This is a genomic window from Mycolicibacterium lutetiense, assembly GCF_017876775.1.
In the GTDB taxonomy this organism is placed as follows: Bacteria; Actinomycetota; Actinomycetes; order Mycobacteriales; family Mycobacteriaceae; genus Mycobacterium; species Mycobacterium lutetiense.
The window spans coordinates 2,395,603-2,421,894 of the sequence record NZ_JAGIOP010000002.1 but is presented as its reverse complement, the minus strand read 5'-3'; the positions used below and the strand labels follow the sequence as shown (position 1 = coordinate 2,421,894).

The following is a 26,292-nucleotide window of genomic DNA, read 5'->3' as shown; positions in this document are numbered from 1 at the left end:
ACCGGTAACAGTGGTGACAAGGTCGGTACCGGCTCCTGGAACGCCGGAGTCGCTGCGCGAGTAGGTCTGACCGCGTCGGACACCACGTACAGAGCAGCGATCCAGTGGTGCTGAGCCGACCCTGTTCAGGATCACGTGATATCCCTGGGATTGCAGTTGATTGATAACCTCATCGACCGCTTCTGGGCCGGACGGTGCCGCACGTGCCACACCAACCGGACTGAACGCGGCGACAAGGGTTCCCACTATCACGGCCGGCCCGACTAGCGTCCTCATCAGCGTTCCCTTCTCTCACTCTCGTGAGATATACGCTGGCGTAGAAGATTTGGTTCACTGACCGATTCCGGTCAACCGCCCGCCGGGTATTCAGCGGTAGCGGTCGGCCCGCTGTGATGTGCGTTTGGCGAAGGTGCGCGGTGGCATTCCGCCCTTCCACCTTTTGAATGCGGCAGTGAAACTCGGGGTGTCGGCGTAGCCGAGCCGTCGCCCGATCTCGGCGACGCTGAGCGCACCGGTGGCAAGAAGTTCTTCGGCGAGGCGTTCGCGCACCTCATCCAAAAGGCTGCGGTAAGAGGTCCCTTCATGTTCGAGATGGCGTCGCAGCGTTCGTGAACTCATGTGAAACTCGGAAGCGACGGCTTCGAAATCGGGTGGCTGCCCCGGGTGTTGGACAAGTCGATCACGAACCCGTCCCGCGTAGCCGGACCGCGCTCGCCGTTGTGTCAGCAACTGCCTGCACTGTTCCTGGGTCGCGGCGGCCGCATAGGGGTCTGCTTGCGGTATCGGGAGATCGAGGATGTCGCGCTGGATCTCGATGAAGTTCGACTCCGCATCGAAAACGGGTGTCGGCCCGAGCGCTCGGTAGGGGGCGAGCGACGCCGGCGCCGGATGTGTGAAATGCGCTCGTCCAAGTGCCGCCGGGTTGGAGGTGACCTGGTGCCCGAGGTTGGCGATCGAGGCCGTTTCCCGTTCGACGAAGAACCGGCGCACACCGGACGGTAGATCCGAGGGATCGAGCAGTAGCCGGACATGGTCGTTCGCCGTGACGATCGACATCCGGGTGAAGGCGAACGTCAGGTCCACGTAGCGTAATCCGACTTCGATCGCGGAGCGCACCGTCGGGCAACTCGACAGTGCGAAGCCCCAGATGCCGTGGGTCGTCAGGTGATACCGCAGGCCCGCCTCGATACCCAGGGCCGGCGCATCACCGGCCGCGGCAATCAGATTCTGCACAATGCGCATTTCCTGCCGACCGGACACGGTGGCCTGCGGATCTCCCAACATTTCCGGCAGCAGCCCGGTTCCGGCCAGGACGCCATCGGCGGGAATCCCGTGTTCTGAGCCCAGTTTGGTCAGCAGCAGCGCACTCGCGGGCGGGCGAGGCAGGTCCAGATCAGGCATCGGTGCTCCATCATTTCCTCTTGTCCGAAAATCCTATATTCCTGGCCGGTCACAAACTGTTGGTCGGCTATTCCCGCACGTAGTTTGGGGTTCACTGAGCGCTCAGGCGCTGACCCCGCAAGGAGGCGACAACGTTGTCCACCGTCATAGACGCCGTCACGTCACGGCTGAACCTCGGATCCAACGCGCGGCCCATGGCCCCAGAGCCAGGATTGCTGAACATCCCGATCCCGGACGTGGTGGATCTGGGAGCGCCCATCGACACGCTGGACCGGATCGGTGCCCCGCAGGGAGGTCCGGGGGCGGCGCTGCGGACGGCACGAACGGCCGGTAGCGAGTTTCGCCGGGAGTTCGCCGCCACCGGCCGCGTGGGCCACGTGTCGACGCACGATCTGGTGACGCTGCCGTACCCGACCAAATTCGGGTTCTGGAGGGCTGCGATCACGCCCGCCCCGTTCCTGACCATCACCAACCGGTTGGTGATCGTGCGCTGGTACGAGGCCGACGGCCGACGGCGCACCCTGCTCTGGGAGCCCAGCGACTACGAACTCGACGCCAACACCCCGTATTTCGCGGCGCTGGCCGACGCATCGCCGACCGTGCTGCGCAACCGGCTGGTGCGCGAGTTCGCGCCGGTCGCCGAGCGGTTGGTGCAGGCCGGTGTCGACCCGGCCGACGTCGACTACATCGGTTTCGACCATCTGCACACCCAGGACGTGCGACGGCTGGTCGGTACCACCAGACCGCAGGCCGACCTCTCGCCGTCGGCACCGGTCCCGGCCCTGTTCCCCAACGCCAAGTTGGTGGTGCAGCGTGAGGAACTCGAGGCCATGCGGGATCTGCATCCCCTGCAGCGGCCGTGGTATCAGCCGGAGACCATGGTCGATCTCGATCCGGCCAGGATCGCCCCGATCGACGGCGACCGGCTACTGGGTCCCGGGGTGGCGATCGTGCGTACCCCCGGGCATGCGACCGGCAACCAGACGCTGGTGCTCAACACCGACACCGGTATCTGGGCGATGTCGGAGAACGTCATCGCCGCCGAACTGCTGACTCCCGAGCACAGCAAGATCCCCGGGGTGGCGGGTTGGGCCCGCAAGTGGGGCCAGGAACTGATCCTCAACGCCAACACGATCGAGGCCACCGCAACGCAGTACAACTCCTGTGTGCTGGAGAAGTCCCTGGTCGACCGGTCGCAGGCCGACGAACGGTTCCTGCAGTTCTTCCCGACCAGCGAACTGACCGCGAGCCCGATCGCGCCGGGCGCCGCACCGACATTCACCCACCGCAGCCTGCGGACCGGTGCACTGTGAACCGGTCGCTCACGGGGCGGGTAGTCGCGGTGACCGGTGGGGCCGCCGGAATCGGCCGTGCCATCGCCGAGCAGTTGGCGGCCGCCGGTGCGCGCGTCGCGATCGGTGATCGCGACGGCCTTGGCGCCCGCCGCGTAGCAGCCGGCATCGCCGGCACCGTGGAAGGGTTCGACCTCGACGTTACCGAGACCGCGTCGTTCACCACGTTTCTCGATGCGGTACAAGCGAAATGGGGACCGATCGATGTTCTGGTGAACAACGCCGGCGTGATGTGGGTCGGCAAGTTCGACGAGGAGTCCGAGGACGCCACGTGCCGGCAGATCGAGGTGAATCTGCACGGCGTCATCCGCGGAGTGAAGGCAGCCGCGCCCGCTATGCGGGCACGCCGTCACGGGCACATCGTCACGATCGCCTCGGCGGCCTCGAAGCTGTCCCCGCCGGGCGAGGCCACCTACGCCGCCACCAAACACGCGGTGCTCGGCTACCTGCGGGCCGTACGCGCTGAACTGCGGGGCACCGGCGTCGAGATCTCGGTCGTCATGCCGGGTGTGGTCGACACCGAACTGGCCCGCGGCACCGCCACTGGCGCGGCGAAACTGCTGCAGCCCGGCGACGTGGCCCGCGCCGTCGTCGCAGTGATCGAACGCCCGCGATTCGAGGTGACGGTGCCGCGCTATATCGGACTGACAGTCCGTGTGGTGGAGCTCCTACCGCAGGCCGTCCGTGATGTCGTGCTCGCCCGCATGGTGCCCGACCAGGTCGCCAGCACCGATAAAGACTCCCGGCGGGGGTACGAACAGGGGTCGCTGGGATGACGCGCGCGTCCAAGACCTCCGTGCCACTGTTGCCCGGTGCGGATCCGTTCTTCGATCCGCCGGCCGGGTTCGAATCCCGGCCGCCCGGCACTGTCCTGCGCGCCCGCGAGATCGAGCTCGCATTTCTCGGAACGGTGCGGCAGCAGGTTTCGGCGTGGCAGTTGCTCTACCGCAGCAGCGATCTCGACCTGCGCCCGGAGGCTGCGGTCACCACTGTGCTGCTACCCGCCTGGGCTGACCCGGCGCAGGCTCGACCCGTATTGGCCTACCAGTGTGCGATCGACGCAATCGTCGACCGGCATTTCCCGTCGTATGCGCTGCAGCGCGGCGCCCGGTCACCGGGCTGTGTCCCGCAGTTCGAGCTGCTGGTCATCGCCAATGCGTTGCGCCGCGGCTGGGCGGTGTCGATCGCCGACCATGAGGGACGCGGTGGGCATTTCGGTGCGCCGCGGGAACCCGGTTACCGGGTGCTCGACGGTGTCCGTGCGGCGATGGCGTTCGAGGCGCTTGGTTTGAATCACGATGCGCCGGTTGCATTTTGGGGGTACTCCGGGGGCGGGATGGCCAGCTCGTGGGCGGCCGAGATGGCCGCGACGTACGCCCCAGAGCTCCGTGTCGTCGGCGCCGTGCTCGGCGCGCCGGTGGGCGATCCGGGGCAGGCCTTGCTCAAGCTCAACGGCACCTGGCTGGCCGGGCTGCCGGCCATGGTCGTAGCAGCGATCCGCCACCTCTATCCCGACCTGGACCGCCTGCTCAACAGCCACGTCAACCCGACCGGACTGCGAAGGCTCGCCGAGATCGAAACGCTGGGCACCATCGCGGCAGTCAGGCGTTTCCGCGGCGACGACATCGACCACTACATAGACGTGCCGTTGGCCGACCTACTCGCCAACCCCGAAGTCGTCACGATCATCGACGATCTGCGGCTGGGTATGCACGCGCCCCGCTGCCCGGTGCTGGTGGTGCATCCCGTACACGATCAGTTCGTCGACATCGCCGACGTCGACGGACAGGTCCAGCGCTACCTCGACGCCGGGGTGCACGTGCAGTACCTGCGCGACCGGCTCAGCGAACACATCACCCTGATGCCCTTGTCAGCACCGCTGGCACTGGAATGGCTCACCGACCGGATCATCGGACAACCGCTTCCGCCTCCCAGCACCACCACGGTCTGGTCGACAGCGGGTTCACTCAAGGTGCTGCGCGGACTGCTCGGGATGGCTGTGGTGGCAATGAAAGTCGCCTTGGGGCGGCGGCTGACACCCCGTTCGTGGGGCGTCAGACCCGCCGCAGCAGCACCGCCTGCTCGAACGGCAGCCGGGCGAAGACCCGCCTGACGCCACCTTTCACGTGGGGCGCGGCCTCGGACTTGGACACCACCCGCGGGTCGGCGAGCCGGATGGTCTTGCCATGGCGACGCATCTCGGCACCGTCGGCCGCGGTGATGTTCTTCAACCAGTCGCGGTCCGGCCCGTAGGTCAACAGAATCGCCACCCCGGTGTCGGTCGAAAAGACGCTCAAGGGAGTTCGGTAGGTCCGACCTGATTTGCGGCCGACGTGCTCGAGAATCCCGAACGTCGGTGCCCAGCCCGCCCAGAGTCGCTGGATCGGGTTGGTGACGTGGCGGTTGAACCGGGCCAGCCATTGCGGGAGTTGCATGGCCCCATTCAATCGCGGCCGTGACGGCGGTCACAACCTACTGTGGTCGGATCTTGGTGGGCCGGCTGGCACTACATGCTTGATGCTGACTGCAATCCTCGGTGTAGGCGCCGCGAACTCCGAGGGTCAGCCGGCTCGTCTGAGCAACAGCGTGTGCTCCACACCCACGCGCCCCATCAGTTGGCGCCACGGCGCCTTCAGGAGTGGCAGTGCCTCGGTGGTCGGCACGATTCTGGGCTGATCCACGGCAAAGGTGCGCCCTTCGAACTTCACTCGGCCGCCACCGGCACACTGCAGATTCTTCACCCAATCTCGTTGTCGCCCATAGGGCAGTAGCACCGCCACCCCGTCGTCGGTGCTGAACACCGTCACCGGGGTGCGGTAGGCCGTGCCGCTGCGTCGCCCGGTGTGCTCGACGATCGACCAGATCGGCAGGTACCCCGACAGGGGCCGGAAGAGCGGGTTGGTGACGCGTCGGTTGAACCGTGCCCGGCGTTCGGAGAATCGCACCATCGCCTCATCTTGCCGCGCCGGGTCGAATGAGCCGAGACTGGACCCATGGCGTATCTCAAACCGCCGTGGTTCGTCCGGAAGGTGTTCAACCGGATCGCCATGGTGACCGGCGTGGGGCACAGCGAGACACTCACCGTGACCCGACGGACCAGCAAGGAACCACAGCAGATCCCCGTCGTGGTCCCTGAGGTGGACGGGGTGAAGTACCTGGTCTCCACCCGTGGTGAATCAGCCTGGGTGCGCAATATCCGGGCTGATCCGCAGGTGAGGCTGGGGAAGTCCAGCTACGTCGCGGCCGAGGTTCCGGTCGAGCAGCGGGCGCCGATCATCGCGGCCTACCGCCCATTGGCCGGCAAAGTCGTGGAGGGTTACTTCCGCGATCTGCCCGATGACGCCGATCACCCGGTGTTCGCGCTGACGCCGGCGGGGTGACCGAGTCCACTACACCCTGTAGTTGACCGATTTGCACCGGCTGGGACACTGGTGGCCATGCGTGTGGAAAAGCAGACTGAGCGGTCGGCCCAGCTGTTCGCCGATGCCTGCGCAGTGATCCCCGGTGGCGTGAACTCCCCGGTGCGTGCCTTCAGCTCGGTCGGCGGCACCCCGCGCTTCATCACCTCGGCGAAGGGCTACTGGCTGACCGATGCCGATGACAATCGGTACGTCGACCTGGTCTGTTCGTGGGGGCCGGCGCTGCTCGGCCACGCCCACCCGGAGGTTGTCGAGGCCGTGCAGAAGGTGGCGGTCAACGGGCTGAGCTTCGGCGCCCCGACCCCGTCGGAGACCGAACTGGCCACCGAGATCATCGACCGGGTGGCCCCGGTGGACCGTCTGCGGCTGGTCAACTCCGGCACCGAGGCGACCATGAGCGCGATCCGACTGGCCCGTGGCTACACCGGCCGCGCCAAGATCATCAAGTTCTCCGGCTGCTACCACGGGCACAGCGACGCGCTGTTGGCCGACGCCGGTTCGGGGGTGGCCACCCTGGGGCTGCCGTCCTCGCCCGGCGTCACCGGTGCGGCCGCGGCCGACACCATCGTGCTGCCCTACAACAACGTCGCCGCGGTGGAAGAGATCTTCGGCCGGTTCGGCGACGAGATCGCCTGTGTCATCACCGAAGCCAGCCCGGGAAACATGGGAACGGTGCCGCCGCTGCCCGGCTTCAACGCCGCGTTGCGCCGGATCACCGCCGCCCACGGTGCGCTGTTGATCCTCGATGAGGTGATGACGGGCTTCCGGGTGAGCCGCGCCGGTTGGTACGGCCTGGATCCCGTCGACGCCGACCTGTTCACTTTCGGCAAGGTGATGAGTGGCGGCCTGCCCGCCGCGGCGTTCGGCGGCAGTGCCGAGGTGATGGGTCGCCTGGCCCCGCTGGGGCCCGTCTATCAGGCCGGGACCCTGTCCGGTAACCCGGTGGCGATGGCGGCGGGCCTGGCCACGCTGCGCCACGCCGACGCCGCCGCCTACGCCCGGGTGGACGCCAACGCCGACCGGCTGGCCGGGCTGTTCACCGGCGCCCTGACGGATGCCGGAGTGGCGCACCGGGTGCAGCGCGCGGGCAACATGCTCAGCGTGTTCTTCACCGACGAGCCGGTCAACGACTTCGCCGCGGCCAAGGCCACCGAAACCTGGCGTTTCCCCCCGTTCTTCCACGCTTTGCTGGAGGCCGGCGTGTACCCGCCGTGCAGTGCTTTCGAAACATGGTTTGTCTCAGCGGCTTTGGATGATGAGGCGTTCGAGCGCATCGCCGACGCATTGCCCGGCGCGGCTCGCGCCGCCGCGGAGGCCCGCCCGTGACCGTACGCACGACCGTGCATGTGATGCGTCACGGCGAGGTGTTCAACCCGGAGAAGGTCCTCTACGGCCGGCTGCCCGGCTATCACCTCTCCGAGCGTGGCCAGGCTCAGGCCCGGGCCGCCGCCGACTGGCTGGCCGACCGGGACGTCGTCTACGTGGTGGCCTCCCCGCTGGAGCGGGCCCAGGAGACGGCAACGCCGATCGCCGAAAGCCACAAGCTGCCGATCGCCACCGACGGTGACCTGATCGAGTCGTGGAACCAGTTCGAGGGGGAGCGGGTGGCCCCCGGCGACGGCGCCCTGCGCGACCCGCGGAACTGGCCGAAGCTGCGTAACCCCGCCAAGCCGTCGTGGGGTGAGCCCTATGCCGAGATCGCGCCCCGGATGATGGCGGCCATGCACCGGGCGCGGGAGAAGGCGGCCGGGCACGAGGCGGTCTGTGTCAGCCATCAGCTTCCGGTCGAGACGCTGCGCCGGGCGATGACCGGGCGCAAGCTGGCCCACCTGCCGTTGCCGCACAGCCGGCTGTGCAATCTGTCCTCGATCACGTCGTTCACCTTCGAGGACGACACGCTGACCCGGTGGGGCTACACGGAGCCCTGGGGAATCTGAATGAGGTCGTTGGTCGCCCGGGTGAGTGCGGCAGTGCTGGCCGGGCTGGTGCTGCTCACCGGATGCTCCACGGGTGACGACGCGGTGGCCCAGGGTGGCACTTTCGAATTCGTCGCACCCGGCGGCAAGACCGACATCTTCTACGATCCTCCCGAAAAGCGCGGCACCCCAGGCGAATTGAGCGGTCCTGACTTGCTCGACCCGGCGAAGGCCATCTCGCTGGACGATTTTGCGGGCAAGGTCGTGGTGATCAACGTGTGGGGCCAGTGGTGTGGGCCTTGCCGGGCCGAGATCGGCGAGTTGCAGAAGGTATATGAAGCGACGCGCGGCCTCGGCGTGCAGTTCCTCGGTATCGACGTTCGGGACAACAACCGCCAGGCCGCAGTCGATTTCGTCACCGACCGCAAGGTCACCTTCCCATCCATCTACGACCCGGCGATGCGCACGATGATCGCGTTCGGCGGCAAGTACCCGACCACGGTGATCCCGTCGACCGTGGTGCTGGACCGTCAGCACCGGGTGGCTGCGGTGTTCCTCCGTGAACTGCTGGCCGACGATCTGCAACCGGTGGTGGAGCGGCTGGCAGCCGAAGGGCCTGTGCAGTGACCGGATTCGCCGAGATCGCCGCCGCCGGACCGGTGCTGCTGGCGCTGGGGATCAGTGTGCTGGCCGGGTTGGTGTCGTTCGCCTCGCCGTGTGTGGTGCCGTTGGTGCCCGGCTATCTGTCCTATCTGGCCGCGGTGGTCGGCGTGCAGGATTCCGACGCGGTCGCGGGCACCGGAACAACGCGACATGCCACCAAGACCGCCCGGCTGCGGGTGGCCGGCGCGGCTGCCCTGTTCGTCGCCGGCTTCACCGTGGTGTTTCTGCTCGGCGCGGTGGCCGTCCTCGGGATGACCACCACGTTGATCGCCAATCAGGTTCTGCTGCAACGCATCGGCGGTGTCGTCACGATCGCGATGGGTCTGGTGTTCGTCGGCTTCGTCCCGGCATTGCAGCGTCAGGCCCGGTTCGCCCCGCGGCAGTGGTCCACGATGGCCGGGGCGCCGCTGCTGGGTGCGGTGTTCGCGCTGGGCTGGACCCCGTGCCTGGGCCCGACGCTGACCGGGGTGATCGCGGTGGCCTCGGCCACCGACGGCGCCACCGTGGCGCGCGGAGTGGTGCTGGTACTGGCCTACTGCTTCGGGCTGGGTATCCCGTTCGTACTCCTGGCGCTGGGTTCGGCGCGGGCGGTGACGAGCCTGGCCTGGTTGCGCAAGCACACCCGGACCATTCAGATCTTCGGCGGCATCCTGCTGATCCTGGTGGGCACGGCACTGGTGACGGGTTTGTGGAACGAGTTCGTGTCGTGGGTGCGCGACGCCTTCGTCAGTGATGTGAGGCTCCCGATATGACCCAGGTTTCCCCGCGAACAGACACTCAGGTACCCCAAAAGGGGCCCTTCCGGGTACTTTCGCGTCTGCTCGCGCTGGCACGGAACACCTGGCGCACCCTGACGTCGATGGGCACCGCGCTGGTGTTGCTGTTCCTGCTGGCGCTCGGCGCGATCCCGGGGGCGTTGTTGCCGCAACGCAGCCTCAACGAATCCAAGGTCGACGAATACCTGGCGGCCCACCCCACGCTGGGTCCGTGGCTGGACCGCGTGCAGGCCTTCGACGTGTTCTCCAGCTTCTGGTTCACCGCCATCTACGTGTTGCTGTTCATCTCGCTGGTGGGTTGCCTGACCCCGCGGATTGTCGAGCATTTCCACAACCTGCGGGCGGAGCCGGTGCCTGCGCCGCGAAACCTGGGCCGGTTGCCCAAACACCACGCCGAGCAGGTGACGGGCGACATGGATGAGGTCGCCACCACCGTCACGCGGCGGCTGAAGGGCTGGCGCAAGCTCACCCGGCAGACCGATGCCGGCACCGAGATTTCAGCCGAGAAGGGCTACCTGCGGGAGTTCGGCAACATCGTCTTCCACTTCTCGCTGCTCGGTCTGCTGGTGGCGGTGGCCGCGGGCAAGTTGTTCGGCTACGAGGGCAACGTCATCGTCATCGCCGACGGCGGCCCCGGATTCTGCACCGCCTCGCCGGCCGCCTTCGACTCGTTCCGGGCCGGCAACACCGTCGACGGCACCTCACTGAGCCCGGTCTGCCTGCGGGTCAACAGTTTCGACGCGGACTATCTGCCCACCGGGCAGGCGTTGTCCTTCGCCGCCGACATCGACTACCAGTCCGGCGATGATCTGGCCGCCAACACCTGGCGGCCCTACCGCCTCGAGGTCAACCATCCGCTGCGCATCGGCGGGGACCGCGTGTACCTGCAGGGACACGGGTACGCGCCGTCGTTCACCGTGACGTTCCCCGACGGTCAACAGCGCAGCCAGACCATCCAGTGGCGGCCCGAAGAACAGATGACCCTGCTGTCCTCGGGGGTGGTGCGCATCGACCCGCCCGCGGGCACCTACCCCGACGCCGACGAGCGTCGCAAACACCAGATCGCCATCCAGGGCCTGTTCGCGCCGACCAAGCAACTCGAAGGCACCCTGCTGTCGTCGAGTTTCCCCGCGCTCAACGACCCCGCCGTGGCCATCGACATCTATCGCGGCGACACGGGCCTGGACACCGGCCGGCCGCAGTCGTTGTTCTCCCTCGATCCCCGGTTGATCGATCGCAAACAGCTGACCAAGGCCGCCCGCGTCAACCTGGTGCAAGGCCAGGACACCCGGCTCGATGACGGCACCAAGGTCCGCTTCGACGGCGCGGTCCCGTTCGTCAACCTGCAGGTCTCACACGACCCCGCCCAGATCTGGGTGCTGGTGTTCGCGATGTCCATGATGGCCGGGTTGCTGGTGTCCTTGGTGGTGCGCCGGCGCCGCGTCTGGGTTCGAATTCAGCCAGGGACTGCGGGTACGGTGAACGTCGAGCTGGGCGGGCTGGCCCGTACCGACAACTCCGGCTGGGGCGATGAGTTCGAGAAGCTGACCGGGCGGTTGTTGGAGGGCTACGAGCAGCCGGCGGCAGGAGAGAAGGCGGAGCAGCAGTGAATACCGATCACATCGACATCGGGCTGGCCCGGTACTCCGACTGGGCGTTCACGTCGTCGGTCGTCGTCCTGGTCGGGGCGCTGATCCTGCTCGCGGTGGAACTCGCATCCAGCCGCGGTCGCAAAGTCGAGTCCCGTGAACTGGTCGGCGCCACCGTCGGCGCGGACAGCGCCACCCCCGGCGTCGTCGTCGAGGAACCCCGGCCCACGTTCGACGAGCGCATCGGCAAGACCGGCCTGGCGCTCACCTACGTCGGCATCGGCATGCTGTTCATCTGCATCGTGTTGCGTGGCCTGGCCACCTCGCGGGTGCCGTGGGGCAACATGTACGAGTTCATCAACCTGACCAGTTTCTGCGGCCTGATCGCGGCCGCGGTGGTGCTGCGCAAGCCGCAGTACCGCGCGCTGTGGGTGTTCGTCCTGGTTCCGGTGCTGATCCTGCTGACGGTCTCGGGGCGCTGGCTGTACTCCAACGCCGCGCCCGTGATGCCCGCGCTGCAGTCTTACTGGCTTCCCATCCACGTGTCGGTGGTGAGCCTCGGCTCCGGGGTGTTCCTGGTGGCCGGTGTGGCCAGCATCCTGTTCCTGCTCAAGATGTCGCCGCTCGGAGAGCCCGGCCGGGAGGGCGTCGTCCCGCGGATAATCGCCCGGCTGCCCGACGCGCAGACCTTGGACCGGATTGCCTACCGCACCACGATCTTCGCGTTCCCGATCTTCGGTTTCGGCGTGATCTTCGGCGCGATCTGGGCCGAGGAGGCCTGGGGCCGGTACTGGGGCTGGGACCCCAAGGAAACGGTGTCGTTCATCGCTTGGGTGGTGTACGCGGCGTATCTGCATGCGCGCTCCACTGCGGGTTGGCGGGACCGTAAGTCGGCCTGGATCAACGTGGTCGGTTTCGTCGCAATGGTTTTCAACTTGTTCTTCATCAACCTGGTGACGGTGGGCCTGCATTCGTACGCGGGGGTCGGCTAGGCGCCGTCGGATTGGTGAGGTGACCGTGCGCCCCGAGGGTGGGGCGGCTGCGGTCCGGTCGGAAGGCGTGGGGAGATGAGGGGAATTCGTGTCCGAGCCAGTGTCTGAGCCCGTAGTGGAGCCGGTGGTCGTGCCGTCCGAAGCGCAGGATCCTGCGCCGCAGGACACCGGCGAACCGTCAACAGACACCCCGGTCTCCGAGCCGCCGCTGGTCCCGTCGGTATTCGCTCCGATACCCGGATTCCGCGGGCAGCAGCGGTTCAGCAATCCCTCCGAGCCCGGTGTCTCGACACCGCTGCCCGCCGAGTGGACCGCCCCGACACCGCCGCGCGGTATCCCGGTGATCACCGCACCGCCGGTGCCCGCAAGTTTCGACGGACCGCCTGCCCGGTTTTTCGCGGCGCCGGCACCGGGACAGCCCGTCCTGCCCGGACAGCCCGCCGCACCGGCGCGGCCCGTCGTGGGAGTGGATGCGCGGCCCGCCGCGGGAGACTTCGCCACGCCGTATCGGGACCTTTCCACCGACGCGCTGCTCGGCCAACGCAAGAACCCGCCCACCGCGGGCTGGCGCAAGGCCCTCTACGTGGCGTCGTTCAAGCAGATCAATGTCGGCGAGAGCCCCAAGGCCACCCACCACAACACCCTGCTCGGCGAGGTCAGCCAGCCGTTGCAGGGCTGCTACCGGATCGCGGTGATGTCGCTGAAAGGTGGCGTGGGCAAGACCACGATCACCGCGACGCTGGGTGCCACGTTCGCCTCGATCCGTGGTGACCGGGTGGTGGCGGTGGACGCCAACCCCGACCGGGGCACGTTGAGCCAGAAGGTGCCGCTGGAGACCGCTGCGACGGTGCGCCACCTGCTGCGCGACGCCGAAGGCATCGAGCGCTACAGCGATGTGCGGGCGTACACCTCGCAGGGGCCGAGTCGGCTGGAAGTGCTGGCGTCCGAGAGCGATCCCGCGGTGTCCGAGGCGTTCAGCTCCGACGACTATCTGCGTGCGTTGGAGGTGTTGGAGCGGTTCTACAGCCTGGTGCTCACCGACTGTGGAACGGGGTTGATGCACTCGGCGATGTCGGCGGTGCTGTCCAAGGCCGACGTACTGGTCGTGATCAGCTCGGGTTCGGTGGACGGTGCGCGCAGTGCCTCGGCGACGCTGGACTGGCTCGACGCCCATGGGCATCAGGATCTGGTGCGCAACTCCATCGCGGTGATCAATGCGGTGCGCCCACGCTCGGGCAAGGTGGATCTGTCCAAGGTGGTGGACCACTTCTCCCGGCGCTGCCGTGCGGTGCGGCTGGTGCCGTTCGACCCCCATCTGGAGGAGGGCGCCGAGATCAGCCTGGATCGGCTCAAGCCCGGCACCCGGGAGGCGCTGATCGAGCTGGCTGCCGTGGTGGCGTCCGACTTCGCCGGCGCACGTCGCTCAGCGAACCGCGCGTCCGAGATCCGCTAGTTGCGCGGATTGTCGCCGTGCCCGAGTCGACGCAGGAATTCTGGGTCGTCGTCGGGACCGATCACCCGGGTTTTGGGTTGACTGCCAGAGACCCGCGCCAGCCGCCAGCCGAGATACACCAGGCTTGCCGCGGCTATGAGCAGGAGTAGATACGCCACTCGAAACCTCCTTTCTCCGAATATACGCGTCGTCGGTAGGCTCGGAGCGTGTCAGGAAGTGGTTCGACCTCCCGCATGGTCGCCGACGTCGTGGTTTACCTCATTGCCAGGCTTGTGCTGGTCGCTGTGCTGGCCGCCGCGATCTACGGGCTGGGGCATTTGGTCATCGCCGATTTCCCGATAGTGGTGGCTCTGCTGTTCGCGCTCGTGATCGCGCTGCCGTTGGGGATCTGGTTGTTCCGGCCGTTGCGTGAACGGGCGACCGCGTCCATCGCGTCGGTCGACGAGCGGCGGCGCACGGATCGTGAGCAGCTGCAGGCACGGTTGCGCGGCGAAGAGCCGCCGAAAGCCGGCTAAGGCCACGCTAGCGGGGCTGTCAGGTGAAGGCCGCGCCCTTCTCCCGGTCCAGGTAGGTTTCGGTCTTGTTCTTGAGGAAGAACACGTACACCACCAGCGAGATGGCGATACACACCGTGACGTACGTGATGAACCACGGCACGTGACCGCCCTGTTCGAGCGCCTTGTAGATCACCGGTGCGGTCCCGCCGAACATCGAATTCGCCAGTGCATAGCCGACTCCCACCCCCAGCGCCCGCACATGCGAGGGGAACAGCTCGGACTTCACCAACGCATTGATCGAGGTGTATCCGGTCAGGATCACATAGCCGACCGCCACCAGGACGAAGGACTGGATCGGTGAATGTGTCTGGGGCAGATAGGTGATCAGGATGTAGGTGTAGATCACGCCGCCGACACCGAACCACACCAGCAGCGGTTTGCGGCCGACCCTGTCGCTGATGATTCCGCCGATGGGTTGGATCGCCATCAGGAAGATCAGCCCGATCAGGTTGATCCAGGTGGCCGTCATCGCCTGGTCCTTGTAGGCGGTCTTGACGATCGCCGGTGCGTTGACGCTGTACGTGTAGAACGCGACCGTGCCGCCCAAGGTGATCAGGAAGCACAGCAACAGTGGCTTCGCGTACCGGGTGAGCAGTTCGCTCAGCGAGCCCGAACTCTTGTCCTTGCCTTCCCGGATCGCTTCGAGTTGCTCCGGGGACAGTGATTCGTCCATGGTCCGCCGCAGCCAGAACACCACGATCGCGGCCACACCGCCGATGGCAAAGCCGATGCGCCAACCGAATTCATGGACCTGCTCGGTACTGAGCGTGGTCAGGATGATCAGCAGGGTGAACTGGGCCAGCACGTGACCGCCCACCAGGGTCACGTACTGGAACGAGGAGAAGAAGCCGCGCCGTTCCCGGGTGGCGGCCTCGGACATGTAGGTCGCCGAGGTGCCGTACTCGCCGCCGGTCGCGAAGCCCTGCACCAACCGGCACAGGATGAGGATGATCGGCGCTGCCACACCGATGGTTTCGCGCGACGGCACCAGCGCGATGACCAGTGAGCACAGCGCCATCAACGAGACGCTGAAGGTCAGCGCGGCGCGGCGGCCACGTCGGTCGGCGTAGCGGCCGAAGAACCATGAGCCGATCGGCCGGGTGAGGAAGGTGACCGCGAAGATTGCGTAGACGTAGATGGTCGCGTTCTTGTCGGCCGGGTCGAAGAACTGCGCTTCGAAATAGGTGGCGAACACGGTGTAGACGTAGACGTCGTACCACTCGACGAGGTTGCCCGACGAGCCTCGGATGGTGTTCCAGATGGCGCGGCGGGTTTCGGCGCGGCCCGACGGTGCGGGCTGATGCGCCTCGGTCGAAGTGGTCATGCGGCCTAGTCTTACCGCCGAGCAGACGCGTAGGTACCCGAAACTCGCGCGTGTCGGGTACCTACGCGTCTGCTCGCGAGGGAGGTGGTGGCGAAGGTAGTGGGAATCAGCCGGCCAGCGCGGGGTAGTTCAGGTGTCCGAGCACCTGGCGCACCAGATGCTCGGGGTGCTTGCGGATGTCATCCACCACCGCCGGGATGGTGGTCCAACCGCATTCCTGCAGCCGCGCCGACTTGATCCGATCATGTGTGAACGCGGCGGGATTCGCATGCCACTCGATGCTGTCGTATTCGGCGGCCAATTTGACTTGAGGCCAGGCAAAGTCGACCCGCCAGGTCTTGCCACTGCGGTCGGTGATCTCGTATTGAAGTTCGGGAGGCGGCACCGCCCAGTCGATGAAGACCAGACGCATCTCGCTTTCCATCGGGGACTCGGCCCGAGGGTCAGCATGCGGCAGCAGGCCCCGCACGGCGACGATGCCGCGGCGCCCTTTCTGCTCGAGAGCCGCGGCGTCGAACTCCGCTGCAGTACAGGCGTTGACGCGCAGGGCGGTGTCGAGTGTGGCCAGCGCTCTAGGCCGGCGCAGCGTGCGCGCGATCTCCACCGCGGTCCACGCAGGTGCGGTCGCGAGCCGTCCCGACACGCGTCGCAATGGCGCGCCGAGCCGTTGATGCACCATCACTTCGGCGTCGGGACGGATACGGACACCGGGATCGAGGATGTGGAGGCGGTCGTCGTTCTCGGTATCGAAGCCGTACATCGCGGCGGCTGTGGCCATGCAGGCGACGACGGGGTTCTCGTTGAGGAGGTCGAGGGCGGCCAACCGATCGGCGATGTCTGGAGGGTGCGGGGCATAAACGCCGCGGCGTACCCGCACGATCGAGCCGGACCGCACCAGTGAGGCGACCATCTTGCGGGTCATCAGGGTGGTCAGTTGCGCGGTGGTGGCCACTCCGCTGTTCGCGGCGAAGAGTTCATCGATTGACACGTTTCGATCGTGGATGTACCCGCGCCCCCGCAGAAGATGCAATCTGCAGCCTGGGGATAACCTCCCCATTTTCCCCGCCGAGCAGACGCGTAGGTACCCGAAAATAGCCTCCGCAGGGTGCTTTCGCGTCTGCTCGGCGGGGAAGGAGTTCGGACGGCCGACTACCCCAGGAACAGGGCCAACGACACCGCGATCGCCCACACCAGCATGGTCAGCCCGGTATCGCGTAGCACCGGGATCAGCTGGGCGCCGGTGCTGCCGTCGCGCACCGGTCGCAGTCCACGCACCGCCGGCACCACCGCGAGCAGCCCCACTGCGCACCACGGGGTGGCGAGCATGAGTACGAGCGGCAACACCAGGGCCACGCCGACCAGCAGTTGATACAGCTGCCGGGTGCGCGCATCGCCGAGTCGCACGGCCAGCGTGATCTTGCCCGACTGGCTGTCGGTGGGGATGTCGCGCAGGTTGTTGGCTACCAGCACGGCCGAGGACAGCGAGCCCATGGCCACCGCCGCGACCAGGCCGACCCAGTCGACGCGCAGGGCCTGGGTGTACTGCGTGCCCAGCACCGCGACCAGCCCGAAGAAGATGAACACCGCGACTTCGCCCAGGCCGAGGTAGCCGTAGGGCTTCTTGCCGCCGGTGTAGAGCCAGGCGCCGGCGATGCACGCTGCGCCGACCGCGATCAGCCACGGCGCGCTGAACGCTGCGAGCACCAGCCCGGCCACCGCGCCGACCACCAGGCTCACGACGGCAGCGGTCAGCACGGCCCGTGGTGAGGCCAGCTTGGAACCCACCAGGCGCAACGGGCCCGAGCGCACGTCGTCGGTGCCGCGGATGCCGTCGGAGTAGTCGTTGGCGTAGTTGACACCGATGATCAGCGCGAGCGATACGGCCAGCGCCAGCAACGCTTTCCACCACACCGCCGATCCTGTCCAGGCGGCGGCCCCGGTACCGGCGAGCACCGGGGCGACGGCGTTGGGCAGGGTGCGGGGACGGGCGCCGGAGATCCATTGCGCGAAACTGGCCACGACGGTCATCGTATGAGCTGGCCGGGTGCGGGGCCGCGCGGACTCCTACACTGAGCGTCATGAAGGAGCAGCTCAGCAAGACCGAGATCGGCAAGGACGTGCTGCAGGAATCCGTCGAGGCCGTGGCCTCGACGGTCGGGCAGGTCACCTCGATCATCACCACGGCCGTCAAGGACGTCGCGACGGTCATCGGCGGCCTGGCCACCGATGTCTTCGAGATCGCCGACGGCGCCCGCAAGGCCAATGAGGATTTCGACGACTTCGACGATGAATTCGGGGCGCCGGAGGCCGAGGACGTAGCGGCCGACGTCGTGACCCCCGATCAGGACAAGGGCGAATAGCGCTGCATGCTCGGCGTCATCGGCGGTAGCGGGTTCTATTCGTTCTTCGGGCCGCAGGCCCGCGCCGTCACCGTGGACACTCCCTATGGGGCGCCGAGCGCGCCGATCACGGTCGGCATGGTGGGTGAGCATGAGGTGGCGTTCCTGCCCCGGCACGGGGTGAATCACGAGTACTCGCCGCACACGGTTCCGTATCGGGCCAATATGTGGGCGTTGCGCACGCTGGGCGTGCGACGGATCTTGGCTCCGTGTGCGGTGGGCAGCCTGACCGCGGAACTGGGCCCGGGTTCGATCGTGGTGCCCGATCAGCTGGTGGACCGCACCCGCGGCCGGGCCGACACGTACTTCGATTCCGGCGGTATCCATGTCGGTTTCGCCGATCCGTACTGCCCGGCATTGCGGTCTGCCGCGACGGGGCTTCCCGGTGTGGTCGACGGCGGGACCATGGTGGTGATCCAGGGTCCGCGGTTCTCCACCCGCGCGGAGAGCCGGTGGTTCGCCGATCAGGGTTTCACCCTGGTGAACATGACCGGTTACCCAGAGGCGGTGCTGGCCCGTGAGCTCGAGATGTGTTATGCGGCAATCGCTTTGGTCACGGACCTGGACGCCGGGATCGAGACGGGCTCGGGGGTGACGACGGTGGACGTCTTCGCCGAGTTCGAACGTAACCTGGTGCCGTTCAAGAAGCTCGTGCACGAGGCTCTGGAGACTGTCGACGTCGAGCGCGCCTGCACGCACTGTCTCGCCCACGACGGGGTGACGCTGCCGTTCGAACTGCCGTGACCGCGCGCTGAGAGGGCCCCTCTTGACACCCGTCAAGTCGGGGTGCCAATACTGACGGGGTGAAACCCGCCATCTGTGAGCAGTTCGGTATCGACTTTCCGCTCTTCGCCTTCAGTCACTGCCGTGACGTGGTGGCGGCGGTGACCAACGCCGGGGGCTTCGGTGTGCTGGGCGCCACCGCCTACACCCCCGAGCAGTTGGACCAGGAGCTGTCCTGGATCGACGAGCAGGTGGGCGGCAAGCCCTACGGCGCCGACATCATCGTGCCGGCGAAGTTCGAGGGCAAGGGCGAGAAACTGTCGCGCGGCCAACTCACCGACCGCATCCCCGCCGAGTACCGCGAGTTCGTTGCGCGACTGCTGGCCGATCACGGCATCGAGCCCGAGGAGAAGCAGCGTTTTGGCGGATCCTCGCTGTCCGGCGACACCGGTCGCGAATTACTGGACGTGGCGATGAGCCATCCGATCAAGCTGATCGCCAACGCGCTGGGCGTACCGCCGGACTACATGATCGAGGCCGGCCGCGAACGTGGGGTTCCGGTCGCCGCCCTCGTGGGTGCCCGCGAGCATGCCCTCAAGCAGGTGCAGGCCGGGGTGGACCTGATCGTCGCGCAGGGCACCGAGGCCGGTGGGCACTGTGGTGAGGTGTCGACGCTGGTGCTGATCCCCGAAGTAATTGAAGCGCTGGACTCTGCCGGTAGCGACATTCCGGTGCTGGCCGCCGGCGGCATCGTCACCGGACGGCAGATGGCCGCGACCGTTGCGATGGGCGCCGCGGGCGCCTGGACCGGGTCGGTATGGCTGACGACCGAGGAAGCCGAGACCGCGCCGCACACTGTGCAGAAGATGCTGGAGGCGACCTCGCGGGACACCGTGCGCTCCACCGGGCGGACGGGCAAGCCGGCCCGCCAGCTCAAGTCGGAGTGGACCGACGCCTGGCAGCCGAATACCGGCGGCCACCAGACCCTTCCGCTACCGCTGCAGAACATGCTGGCCGAGCCGATCATCCGCCGGGTCGATGTGCTTGCCGCCCAAGGGCATCCGGGCGCACAGGCACTGGCCACCTACTTCGTCGGGCAGGGCGTCGGTTTGATGAACAAGATCAAGCCGGCCCGCGAGGTGGTGCGCGAGTTCATCGAGGACTATCTGGCCGCCACCGAGCGGTTGAGCAACTCACTCCCGGACTGAGCCGGGAGCGAGTCGCGCGCGTCAGTGCCAGTTCCAGACCGACATGTCGTTGGGTGGGTAGTTCTGGCAGACGTCGGTGGTGTTGGCGGCGACGCCCTTGTTGTTGAAGAACAGTTTGGCCCAGTTCGGCCAGCGCCAGGCCATGTTCTCGAAGAAGGCGTTGGTGGCCGTGTTCTCGGAGTATTGGCGGCGGCCGGCGTAGTCCATGGAGAAGAACCAGTGGATGCGGTCCTGGGCGCCCAGCTGGTCGGCGACGGGCTTGTTGTTGTAGTCGATCATGTAGCGCTCGTAGTAGACGGGTTCGACGTCGCGGGCGGCGGCCATGATCTGTTCGGCGGTACACGGGGTGCGCAGGATCCGGTTGGGGATCGGGTAGTCGTCGGTGGCATCGGCCGAGGCGATGCCGGCGGTGGCCAGGCTGCCGGCGACCGCGCAGGCGGCGACGCCGGTGCGGATCAGGTTTTTGACGCTCGTGCGGTTGGACATGGTGCTCCCAAAGTCGGTTAGTGCGCGGCCTGCTCGTAGACGGAGCGCTGATCGGGGCAGTAGTAGTTGATGGCGGTGCCGGTGAATTGCCAGGCCTGGGCGTCGGTGCTGTCCTTGGCCAGTTGCTTCTTCACGAAGCCGACCGAGTCCTGGGCGGTGTGGTCGACGCCGTTGTGGAGCCGCTTGCACATGATCTTGGCGATCCAGGCGTTGTAGTCCCGCTGCCCGTAGATGCCGAAGGTGTGCAGCTCATTGGCGAAATCGGTGTCCGGATCGGCATAGGCCGGTGCCGAGACGGCCAGACCGGCTGCGGCGCAGATCGACAGGGCAATGATCAGGCGTTTCATCAGGTCAAGGCCTCCTCTGGATTTCGTTGAATGGGCTTCGGCCACGGTTGCGGCACCGGACGCTGACGGACGTGCTGCGGCCACCAGAACCAACGTCCCAGCAGCGTAGCGATCGACGGTGTCATCAGCGACCGAACTACGAGTGTGTCGAACAGCAAGCCTAGGCCGATCGTCGTGCCGACCTGACCGATAACGATCAAACTGCTGACCGCCATCGAGGCCATGGTGAAGGCGAAGACCAAGCCTGCCGACGTCACGACGGCTCCGGTGCCGACCATCGCCCGGATGATTCCGGTCTTCAGCCCGGCGTGGATCTCTTCCTTTATTCGTGCGACGAGTAGGAGGTTGTAGTCCGCGCCGACGGCCAGCAGGACGATGACCGACATCGGCATCACCATCCAGTGCAGCGGGATTCCCACGATGTGCTGCCAGAGCAGTACCGACAGTCCGAATGCCGAGGCAAGACTCAGCACCACCGTGCCGACGATCACCGCGGAGGCCACCACGGCACGGGTGAGCAGCAGCATGATGATGAAGATCAGGATCAGTGCGGCCGCGGCGACGATGATCAGGTCGTAGTCGGCCCCCAGTTGCATGTCGTGGTACGTCGCCGAGCTGCCGCCGAGGTAGATCTTGGCTCCCTCGAGCGGTGTGCCCTTGATCGCGTCGGCCGCTGCGATCTTGAGCGGTTCGATGCGTGCGGTGCCTTCGGGAGTCAGCGGATCACCCTGGTGAATGATGGTGAGCCGCACCGCGTGCCCGTCGGGCGACATGAACAGCTTGAGGCCCCGCTGGAAGTCAGCGGTCTCGAACGCCTCCGGCGGCAGGTAGAACGAATCGTCGTTCTTGGCCGTATCGAACGCTTCGCTCATGGCGGTGGCGGTGTTCTGCATCGCCATCGTCTGATCTTGCTGGGCCTTCTGCACCTGGTACTGGTTGAGCAGCAGCTCTTTCTGATGCTTCATCGATTGGATCTGCCGCGGCATCGTGGCGACCATCTTCGGCATCAGGTCGGCCATGCGCTGCATATCGGGGACCAGGTCCTGGAAGTCGTCGGACAACCGGTTGATGCCGTCGAGTGAATCGAAGACCGACCGCACGGCCCAGCACATCGGGATGTCGAAGCAGTGCGGTTCCCAGTAGAGGTAGTTGCGGAGCGGCCGGAACTGGTCGTCGAAGTCGGCCAGGTGATCCCGGACCTCGTTCATATCGCCCGACGTCGTCTTCATCTTGTCGGCCATGCTCTGCGACACCGCGGCCAGATCCGTCTGGATGCTCATCATGTCGGTCATGGCATCGATGCTGGTCTGCAGGTCGTCGGCCTGGTCGAGCAGATTCTTCAGGTTGGCCTGCGCGTAGTCGTTGTTCATCAACTGGGTCGTGCCGCTCTGGCCCAGCGCGTACGGGATCGTCGAGTGCTTGATCGGCTCGCCGTCGGGGCGGGTGATGGTCTGCACCTGGGCGATGCCGTGGACACTCTTGAGTGCCTTGGCGATCTTGTCGATGACCAGGAAGTCAGCCGGGTTCCGCAGATCGCGGTCGGACTCGATCATCATCAGGTCCGGGTTCATCTTCGCCTGCGAGAAGTGCCGGAAGGCGGCGTCGTACCCGACGTTCGTCCCCACGTCCTTGGGCAGGAAGATGCGGTCGTTGTAGGTGGTGTGATAGCCCGGCAGGGCGAGCAGGCCGACCAACGCTGCCACGATGGCGCACACCAGGATTGCACCCGGCCAGCGGACCGTGGCGGTGCCGACCCGGTGCCATCCGCGGGACTTCGAATGCCGCTTGGGCTCGAGGATCTTGCCGAATCGGCCGAACACCGAGATGACTGCCGGCCCCAGGGTCAGTGCCATGGCGACCACGATCACCATGCCGACCGCCAGTGGGATGCCCATGGTCTGGAAGTACGGCAGGCGGGTGAAGTGCAGGCACAGTGTCGCGCCGGCGATAGTCAGGCCCGACGCGAGGACGACGTGCGCCGTGCCGTGGAACATGTCGTAGTAGGCTGCTTCTTTGTCCTCACCGGCTCTTCGCGCTTCGTGATATCGGCCGATCAGGAAGATCGCGTAGTCGGTGGCCGCGGCGATGGCCAAGGTCACCAGCATGTTGGAGGCGAACGTCGTGAGGCCGAAGAAATTGTGATAGCCCAGTAGCGCGACAAGTCCACGGGCGCCGGACAATTCGAGTACGACCATTCCCAGCACGATCAGCGTGGTGATGATCGACCGGTACACGCCGAGCAGCATCACCGCGATGACGCCGAAGGTGACGAACTCGATGAGCTTCATGCTCTCGTCGCCGACGATGTTCTGGTCGGTGCTCGATGCTGCGGACCCGGTGACATACGCCTTCACGCCGTCGGGTGCGGGGGTTTCGGTGGCGATGCGCCGCACGGCCTGGACCGATTCGTTGGCGAGCGTCTCGCCCTGGTCGCCGGCGATGTAGACCTGCACGTAGGCGGCCTTGCCGTCGCGGCTCTGGGCGCCCTTGGCGGTCAGGGTGTCGCCCCAGAAGTCCTGCACATGCTGCACGTGGGTGGTGTCGGCGCGCAGCTCACGCACCATCTCGTCGTAGAACATGTGCGCTTCGAGGCCCAGCGGCTTGTCGCCTTCGAGTACGACCATCACCGAGCTGCTGGTGTCGTACTCCTGGAACTTCTTGCCGACCTCTTTGATGGCGATCATCGACGGTGCGTCGTTGGGACTCATCGACACCGCGCGCATCTTTCCGACGACCTCGAGCTGAGGGACGACGGTGTTGAGCAGTGCGACGATCACGATCCACGCCAGGATGATCGGCAGGGCGAACGCTCGAATGAGGCGCGGGATCAGTGGGCGTGGAGGTGCCGCGTGGCGCCCGGTGGCGATGGCGTCGGTCGGGGTGTCGTCGGTCTGGGTTTCGTCCGTGGTGCTGCTCATGCTGCCTTCACAAAGCAAAAGGTTTGTGCGTTCACTCCAGTAGCCGTTCTCTCTTCTTTGACCTCGTCATCGACGGTGACTCGGCAACTGATGCTGTCCCCGTCGCCTTGCGCCAGGATGTTGGGCTGCACCGACGGCAACGTGGTCTGCAGCGTCACAGTCCATGGCAGAGGCACGGTTCCGGTGCGCTGGGGTCTGCCTTCGAGGTCCATGTAGTTGATGACGGCAGTGCCGCCGGTACCGAAGATCTCGTACGTCACGACCTTGGGGTTGAAGTCCTCGGCGTTGTCCGATGTGGTCTCGGTGATGATGACCGGATGTGAGCCGAAGACCTTGCGGACGTTCATCACGATCAGCACGCCGGCTCCCATGGCGATGACGATCAGCACAGGGAGCCACGATCGGCGGATGACTTTCAGCATTGCGGCGGCGAGGGGAGGGTGGTGACCTGCTGCCGATCCTGGACTGCAATCAATTGGGGCCTCCCGACGTTCGATGCGCTCGCTACGACAGGGGTATGGGGCAGCCCACGCAATTCAGGCGTAAAGTTAGCCGAATAAGTGGATAGTTTCAATCCACTTATGACTTCGATCACTTAAGCTGAGAGATATGACCCAGGAAACTCCCCGCGTGCTGCGCAAGGATGCAGAGCGCAATCGGCAGCGGGTGCTCGATGCCGCGCGGGAGTTGTTCGCCGAGAAGGGTCTCGAGGCAACGCTCAACGACGTGGCACATCACGCCAACGTCGGGGTGGGCACCGTCTACCGGCGGTTCGCCACCAAGGAGGAGCTGGTTGCGGCCATCTTCGTCGACGGTATGGAGCAGCTCACCGCACTGGCCGAAACTGCGCTGCAACACCAAGATTCGTGGCTGGGGTTTGCGTGGTACGTCGAGAGTATGTGTGAGATCACGGCGACTGACCGAGGTCTGCGGGAAATCGCATTCAGCAAGGCCTATGGCTGCGAGCGGGTCAAGGCCTGCCAGGACCGGCTCGTCCCGGTGTTGACCAAACTCGTCGGGCGGGCACAGGCCGACGGTTACCTGCGCCCGGAACTGTCGTCGACGGACATGCCACTCTTCGGGCTCTTGGCCGGCACCGTAAGCGAATTCGCGGGCAATGTCGACGCCGGCCTCTGGCGCCGATATGTGGCCATCCTTCTGGACGGCATGCGGCGCCATGATGACCAGGCGCCGATCCCGGTGCAGGCGCTCGACTCAGAAGCGCTCGAGCGCGCGATGCAAACCTGGGCGCCTGCCGGGCCGCCTCGGTGAGCAACGCCTGCCCGGGCACAATGTCTACGTGGCTGTCAACGGTGACTCAGATCCGGGCTCGTACCCATTGTTCTGCGGTGTCGAATTGGCCCGGCAAATCGAGAAGGCCGAGGCGGACCTGATCGTAGCGGCGACGCGCGCTGCCGGGCACCGTGGCGCCGACGGGCTGGTCCTGCCCGTCGCCGGTGGGTACGCGTGTTTCGCCGAGGCTGCATCTCCGATGAACAAGGTGGTCGGCCTCGGCTTCGACGGGTTGCCCGATGAAGCGGTGCTGGGTGAGATCGAGCGTGCGTTCGCGGCCCGGGGCGCCGCCACCCGGGTGGAGCTGTCCAGCCTGGCCGATCCCGAGATCACCGCGTTGCTGTCCGGCCGCGGTTATCGCCTTGACGAATTCGAGAATGTGCTGGGCAGGCCGATTCACGACGAGCGCCCGCCGGTGACCGATGTGCGGGTGCGCCGGGCCGACAATCTCACCGCATGGGTGAACGTCGTGGTGGAGGGCTTCGCCCACCCCGACGGTGAGGGCCCGGTCAGCCATGAGCATTTCCCTGCCGACATCATCGAGCGGGCCGAACGGGACATCGAAAAAGCCGGGGCCACCGCGTATGTCGCGCTGTGCGACGGAGTCGTCGCCGGCGGCGCGATGATGCGGCTGACCGACGGGATCGCCCAGTTGGCCGGAGCGGCGACAGCACCGGCCTTTCGGCGCCGTGGCGTGCAGGCCGCGTTGCTGGCGGCGCGGCTGGCCGAGGCCGCCGACGCCGGCTGCGAGATTGCTGTGGTGACAACGGCGCCCGGCTCCAAGTCCCAGCGCAACGTCCAGCGCCGGGGTTTCCAGCTGCTCTACACCCGGGCGATCCTGGTGAAACCGGTTGAGGCGTCTCAGTAGAGCATCGTGCGTAGGTTGTCCTCGCTGTAGTACGCGTCGAGTTCCTGTTGGGTCTGATCGGGTTTGAACGCCTTGGCCATCTGCGCCACCGTGGGCACCGCGGTCGGGTTCCAGGTCTCGGGCTTCCACGCCGCAGAGCGCAGGAAAGCCTTGGGGCAGTGGAAGAACACCTCTTCGATAGCGATTTCCAAAGCCAGGATCGGACGTTTGCCGTTCACCGCCATGTCCTCGAAGTAGTCGGCATCCGAAAGGATCCGGGCGGTGCCGTTGATCCGCAGGGTGTCGCCGCGGCCAGGGATCACGAACACCGTGCCGACCTGTGAGCGCTGCAGAATGTTGAGGTAGCCGTCGGCGCGACGATTGCCGGGGCGTTCCGGGATCGCGATCGTGGTGTCGTCGATGATGTGGACGAAACCAGGCGGGTCGCCTTTGGGGGAGACGTCGACGCGGCCGTGTGTGTCGGTGGTCGCCACGAAGCCCAGCGGTGACTGTTTCAGCCAGTCCTGCTGGGCTTCCGACAGTCGGGCGGTCACCTTGTTGGCGACGGCCGCGGTGGGGTGGCCGACGATGGCGCGAAGGTCATCGACGGAGGTCACTTCTCGGCGCAT

General features: G+C 66.4%; 29 protein-coding genes. 17 read left to right on the top strand and 12 right to left on the bottom strand.

Going from position 1 to position 26,292, the window contains the following annotated elements:
• Nucleotides 1–366 precede the first annotated feature (366 nt).
• Entirely contained in the window at nucleotides 367–1,401 is a 1,035-nt protein-coding gene (locus JOF57_RS20915; RefSeq protein ID WP_209919592.1) for an AraC family transcriptional regulator, read from the bottom strand.
• Nucleotides 1,402–1,535: 134 nt separating this feature from the next.
• On the opposite strand from JOF57_RS20915, the gene JOF57_RS20910 reads away from it, so the two are divergent.
• From JOF57_RS20910 to JOF57_RS20900, 3 genes are read left to right on the top strand one after another with little or no spacing between them, the layout of a single operon-like run.
• On the top strand, nucleotides 1,536–2,714 hold the full coding sequence (locus JOF57_RS20910) for an MBL fold metallo-hydrolase (protein ID WP_234938200.1): 1,179 nt from the start codon (nucleotides 1,536–1,538) through the stop codon (nucleotides 2,712–2,714).
• Nucleotides 2,715–2,743: 29 nt separating this feature from the next.
• A complete protein-coding gene (locus tag JOF57_RS20905; protein WP_307870063.1) occupies nucleotides 2,744–3,529 on the top strand; it encodes an SDR family oxidoreductase in 786 nt (261 codons plus the stop codon).
• On the top strand, nucleotides 3,526–4,866 hold the full coding sequence (locus JOF57_RS20900) for a lipase family protein (protein WP_209919587.1): 1,341 nt from the start codon (nucleotides 3,526–3,528) through the stop codon (nucleotides 4,864–4,866). Before JOF57_RS20905 ends, JOF57_RS20900 begins: the two co-directional genes overlap by 4 nt.
• Here the strand turns inward: JOF57_RS20900 and JOF57_RS20895 are convergent.
• Together JOF57_RS20895 and JOF57_RS20890 are read right to left on the bottom strand one after the other, a co-directional pair.
• Complete coding sequence (locus tag JOF57_RS20895; protein ID WP_209919584.1) at nucleotides 4,808–5,188, bottom strand: nitroreductase family deazaflavin-dependent oxidoreductase; 381 nt, start codon at nucleotides 5,186–5,188, stop codon at nucleotides 4,808–4,810. The genes JOF57_RS20900 and JOF57_RS20895 overlap by 59 nt on opposite strands.
• Nucleotides 5,189–5,314: 126 nt before the next feature.
• The gene (locus tag JOF57_RS20890) at nucleotides 5,315–5,701 is read right to left on the bottom strand and encodes a nitroreductase family deazaflavin-dependent oxidoreductase (protein ID WP_209919582.1); all 387 of its coding nucleotides are present in this window, start codon (nucleotides 5,699–5,701) and stop codon (nucleotides 5,315–5,317) included.
• Between the two features lie 45 nt (nucleotides 5,702–5,746).
• On the opposite strand from JOF57_RS20890, the gene JOF57_RS20885 reads away from it, so the two are divergent.
• From JOF57_RS20885 to JOF57_RS20850, 8 genes are all read left to right on the top strand, one after another.
• Nucleotides 5,747–6,133 carry a nitroreductase/quinone reductase family protein gene (locus JOF57_RS20885; protein ID WP_209919580.1) on the top strand — a complete coding sequence of 129 codons (387 nt, stop codon included), beginning with the start codon at nucleotides 5,747–5,749 and terminating at the stop codon, nucleotides 6,131–6,133.
• A gap of 57 nt (nucleotides 6,134–6,190) precedes the next feature.
• On the top strand, nucleotides 6,191–7,498 hold the full coding sequence (gene hemL, locus JOF57_RS20880) for a glutamate-1-semialdehyde 2,1-aminomutase (RefSeq protein ID WP_209919578.1): 1,308 nt from the start codon (nucleotides 6,191–6,193) through the stop codon (nucleotides 7,496–7,498).
• 23 nt (nucleotides 7,499–7,521) lie between these two features.
• On the top strand, nucleotides 7,522–8,109 hold the full coding sequence (locus JOF57_RS20875) for a histidine phosphatase family protein (RefSeq protein WP_209923558.1): 588 nt from the start codon (nucleotides 7,522–7,524) through the stop codon (nucleotides 8,107–8,109).
• Nucleotides 8,110–8,715, top strand: a complete 606-nt coding sequence (locus tag JOF57_RS20870; protein WP_209919575.1) for a TlpA disulfide reductase family protein — start codon at nucleotides 8,110–8,112, stop codon at nucleotides 8,713–8,715. It abuts the gene before it with no gap.
• Complete coding sequence (locus tag JOF57_RS20865) at nucleotides 8,712–9,503, top strand: cytochrome c biogenesis CcdA family protein (RefSeq protein ID WP_209919573.1); 792 nt, start codon at nucleotides 8,712–8,714, stop codon at nucleotides 9,501–9,503. Before JOF57_RS20870 ends, JOF57_RS20865 begins: the two co-directional genes overlap by 4 nt.
• Entirely contained in the window at nucleotides 9,500–11,137 is a 1,638-nt protein-coding gene (gene resB, locus JOF57_RS20860; protein ID WP_209919571.1) for a cytochrome c biogenesis protein ResB, read from the top strand. The genes JOF57_RS20865 and resB overlap by 4 nt, the downstream gene beginning before the upstream one ends.
• Entirely contained in the window at nucleotides 11,134–12,108 is a 975-nt protein-coding gene (gene ccsB, locus JOF57_RS20855; RefSeq protein ID WP_209919569.1) for a c-type cytochrome biogenesis protein CcsB, read from the top strand. The genes resB and ccsB overlap by 4 nt, the downstream gene beginning before the upstream one ends.
• 100 nt (nucleotides 12,109–12,208) lie before the next feature.
• The gene (locus JOF57_RS20850) at nucleotides 12,209–13,561 is read left to right on the top strand and encodes a nucleotide-binding protein (protein ID WP_407666642.1); all 1,353 of its coding nucleotides are present in this window, start codon (nucleotides 12,209–12,211) and stop codon (nucleotides 13,559–13,561) included.
• Here JOF57_RS20850 and JOF57_RS20845 read toward each other — a convergent pair.
• The gene (locus JOF57_RS20845; RefSeq protein ID WP_209919567.1) at nucleotides 13,558–13,719 is read right to left on the bottom strand and encodes a hypothetical protein; all 162 of its coding nucleotides are present in this window, start codon (nucleotides 13,717–13,719) and stop codon (nucleotides 13,558–13,560) included. The two genes, JOF57_RS20850 and JOF57_RS20845, sit on opposite strands and share 4 nt — an antisense overlap.
• Nucleotides 13,720–13,794: 75 nt before the next feature.
• Here JOF57_RS20845 and JOF57_RS20840 point away from each other — a divergent pair, with 75 nt between their 5' ends.
• Nucleotides 13,795–14,076 (top strand): DUF4229 domain-containing protein, encoded by a 282-nt coding sequence (locus tag JOF57_RS20840; RefSeq protein WP_209923552.1) that lies wholly within the window; start codon nucleotides 13,795–13,797, stop codon nucleotides 14,074–14,076.
• Between the two features lie 19 nt (nucleotides 14,077–14,095).
• On the opposite strand, the gene JOF57_RS20835 is transcribed toward JOF57_RS20840, so the two are convergent.
• The 3 genes from JOF57_RS20835 to JOF57_RS20825 all read right to left on the bottom strand — a co-directional run bounded on the left by JOF57_RS20835 (nucleotide 14,096) and on the right by JOF57_RS20825 (nucleotide 17,461).
• A complete protein-coding gene (locus JOF57_RS20835) occupies nucleotides 14,096–15,442 on the bottom strand; it encodes an MFS transporter (protein ID WP_209919565.1) in 1,347 nt (448 codons plus the stop codon).
• 106 nt (nucleotides 15,443–15,548) lie between these two features.
• Nucleotides 15,549–16,430 carry a type IV toxin-antitoxin system AbiEi family antitoxin gene (locus JOF57_RS20830; RefSeq protein WP_307870062.1) on the bottom strand — a complete coding sequence of 294 codons (882 nt, stop codon included), beginning with the start codon at nucleotides 16,428–16,430 and terminating at the stop codon, nucleotides 15,549–15,551.
• 161 nt (nucleotides 16,431–16,591) lie between these two features.
• On the bottom strand, nucleotides 16,592–17,461 hold the full coding sequence (locus JOF57_RS20825) for a 1,4-dihydroxy-2-naphthoate polyprenyltransferase (protein WP_209919560.1): 870 nt from the start codon (nucleotides 17,459–17,461) through the stop codon (nucleotides 16,592–16,594).
• A 59-nt stretch (nucleotides 17,462–17,520) separates the two neighbouring features.
• Between JOF57_RS20825 and JOF57_RS20820 the strand changes: the two genes are divergently transcribed.
• The 3 genes from JOF57_RS20820 to JOF57_RS20810 are packed head-to-tail and all read left to right on the top strand — an operon-like array spanning nucleotide 17,521 to nucleotide 19,772.
• On the top strand, nucleotides 17,521–17,802 hold the full coding sequence (locus tag JOF57_RS20820) for a hypothetical protein (RefSeq protein ID WP_209919558.1): 282 nt from the start codon (nucleotides 17,521–17,523) through the stop codon (nucleotides 17,800–17,802).
• A 6-nt stretch (nucleotides 17,803–17,808) separates the two neighbouring features.
• Nucleotides 17,809–18,585: an S-methyl-5'-thioadenosine phosphorylase gene (locus tag JOF57_RS20815; RefSeq protein WP_209919556.1), complete on the top strand. Its 777-nt coding sequence runs from the start codon at nucleotides 17,809–17,811 to the stop codon at nucleotides 18,583–18,585.
• A 59-nt stretch (nucleotides 18,586–18,644) separates the two neighbouring features.
• Nucleotides 18,645–19,772, top strand: coding sequence for an NAD(P)H-dependent flavin oxidoreductase (locus JOF57_RS20810; protein ID WP_209919554.1), 1,128 nt, complete (start codon nucleotides 18,645–18,647; stop codon nucleotides 19,770–19,772).
• Between the two features lie 21 nt (nucleotides 19,773–19,793).
• On the opposite strand, the gene JOF57_RS20805 is transcribed toward JOF57_RS20810, so the two are convergent.
• Genes JOF57_RS20805 through JOF57_RS20790 form a run of 4 tightly spaced genes read right to left on the bottom strand, consistent with a single transcriptional unit; the run spans nucleotide 19,794 to nucleotide 23,945 of the window.
• Nucleotides 19,794–20,258 (bottom strand): DUF5078 domain-containing protein, encoded by a 465-nt coding sequence (locus JOF57_RS20805; RefSeq protein WP_209919553.1) that lies wholly within the window; start codon nucleotides 20,256–20,258, stop codon nucleotides 19,794–19,796.
• 17 nt (nucleotides 20,259–20,275) lie between these two features.
• Nucleotides 20,276–20,605 (bottom strand): DUF732 domain-containing protein, encoded by a 330-nt coding sequence (locus JOF57_RS20800; protein WP_209919550.1) that lies wholly within the window; start codon nucleotides 20,603–20,605, stop codon nucleotides 20,276–20,278.
• Complete coding sequence (locus JOF57_RS20795; protein WP_209919547.1) at nucleotides 20,605–23,523, bottom strand: MMPL/RND family transporter; 2,919 nt, start codon at nucleotides 23,521–23,523, stop codon at nucleotides 20,605–20,607. The genes JOF57_RS20800 and JOF57_RS20795 overlap by 1 nt, the downstream gene beginning before the upstream one ends.
• Entirely contained in the window at nucleotides 23,520–23,945 is a 426-nt protein-coding gene (locus tag JOF57_RS20790) for an MmpS family transport accessory protein (RefSeq protein WP_209919545.1), read from the bottom strand. Before JOF57_RS20790 ends, JOF57_RS20795 begins: the two co-directional genes overlap by 4 nt.
• A 187-nt stretch (nucleotides 23,946–24,132) precedes the next feature.
• Here JOF57_RS20790 and JOF57_RS20785 point away from each other — a divergent pair, with 187 nt between their 5' ends.
• Both JOF57_RS20785 and JOF57_RS20780 read left to right on the top strand, forming a co-directional pair.
• Nucleotides 24,133–24,795, top strand: a complete 663-nt coding sequence (locus JOF57_RS20785; RefSeq protein WP_209919543.1) for a TetR/AcrR family transcriptional regulator — start codon at nucleotides 24,133–24,135, stop codon at nucleotides 24,793–24,795.
• Between the two features lie 28 nt (nucleotides 24,796–24,823).
• Nucleotides 24,824–25,684: a GNAT family N-acetyltransferase gene (locus JOF57_RS20780; RefSeq protein ID WP_307870061.1), complete on the top strand. Its 861-nt coding sequence runs from the start codon at nucleotides 24,824–24,826 to the stop codon at nucleotides 25,682–25,684.
• Here the strand turns inward: JOF57_RS20780 and JOF57_RS20775 are convergent.
• Nucleotides 25,678–26,292: a pyridoxamine 5'-phosphate oxidase family protein gene (locus JOF57_RS20775; RefSeq protein WP_209919540.1), complete on the bottom strand. Its 615-nt coding sequence runs from the start codon at nucleotides 26,290–26,292 to the stop codon at nucleotides 25,678–25,680. The genes JOF57_RS20780 and JOF57_RS20775 overlap by 7 nt on opposite strands.

Coding starts and splice junctions, on each gene's coding strand:
- JOF57_RS20890 (WP_209919582.1), bottom strand. CDS start 5,701: ATGGTGCGATTCTCCGAACGCCGGGCACGGTTCAACCGACGCGTCACC.
- JOF57_RS20785 (WP_209919543.1), top strand. CDS start 24,133: ATGACCCAGGAAACTCCCCGCGTGCTGCGCAAGGATGCAGAGCGCAAT.
- JOF57_RS20870 (WP_209919575.1), top strand. CDS start 8,110: ATGAGGTCGTTGGTCGCCCGGGTGAGTGCGGCAGTGCTGGCCGGGCTG.
- JOF57_RS20915 (WP_209919592.1), bottom strand. CDS start 1,401: ATGCCTGATCTGGACCTGCCTCGCCCGCCCGCGAGTGCGCTGCTGCTG.
- JOF57_RS20800 (WP_209919550.1), bottom strand. CDS start 20,605: ATGAAACGCCTGATCATTGCCCTGTCGATCTGCGCCGCAGCCGGTCTG.
- JOF57_RS20815 (WP_209919556.1), top strand. CDS start 17,809: ATGCTCGGCGTCATCGGCGGTAGCGGGTTCTATTCGTTCTTCGGGCCG.
- JOF57_RS20795 (WP_209919547.1), bottom strand. CDS start 23,523: ATGAGCAGCACCACGGACGAAACCCAGACCGACGACACCCCGACCGAC.
- JOF57_RS20820 (WP_209919558.1), top strand. CDS start 17,521: ATGAAGGAGCAGCTCAGCAAGACCGAGATCGGCAAGGACGTGCTGCAG.
- JOF57_RS20885 (WP_209919580.1), top strand. CDS start 5,747: ATGGCGTATCTCAAACCGCCGTGGTTCGTCCGGAAGGTGTTCAACCGG.
- JOF57_RS20835 (WP_209919565.1), bottom strand. CDS start 15,442: ATGACCACTTCGACCGAGGCGCATCAGCCCGCACCGTCGGGCCGCGCC.
- resB (WP_209919571.1), top strand. CDS start 9,500: ATGACCCAGGTTTCCCCGCGAACAGACACTCAGGTACCCCAAAAGGGG.
- JOF57_RS20805 (WP_209919553.1), bottom strand. CDS start 20,258: ATGTCCAACCGCACGAGCGTCAAAAACCTGATCCGCACCGGCGTCGCC.
- hemL (WP_209919578.1), top strand. CDS start 6,191: ATGCGTGTGGAAAAGCAGACTGAGCGGTCGGCCCAGCTGTTCGCCGAT.
- JOF57_RS20840 (WP_209923552.1), top strand. CDS start 13,795: ATGGTCGCCGACGTCGTGGTTTACCTCATTGCCAGGCTTGTGCTGGTC.
- JOF57_RS20900 (WP_209919587.1), top strand. CDS start 3,526: ATGACGCGCGCGTCCAAGACCTCCGTGCCACTGTTGCCCGGTGCGGAT.
- JOF57_RS20790 (WP_209919545.1), bottom strand. CDS start 23,945: ATGCTGAAAGTCATCCGCCGATCGTGGCTCCCTGTGCTGATCGTCATC.
- JOF57_RS20875 (WP_209923558.1), top strand. CDS start 7,522: ATGCGTCACGGCGAGGTGTTCAACCCGGAGAAGGTCCTCTACGGCCGG.
- JOF57_RS20775 (WP_209919540.1), bottom strand. CDS start 26,292: ATGCGCCGAGAAGTGACCTCCGTCGATGACCTTCGCGCCATCGTCGGC.
- JOF57_RS20895 (WP_209919584.1), bottom strand. CDS start 5,188: ATGCAACTCCCGCAATGGCTGGCCCGGTTCAACCGCCACGTCACCAAC.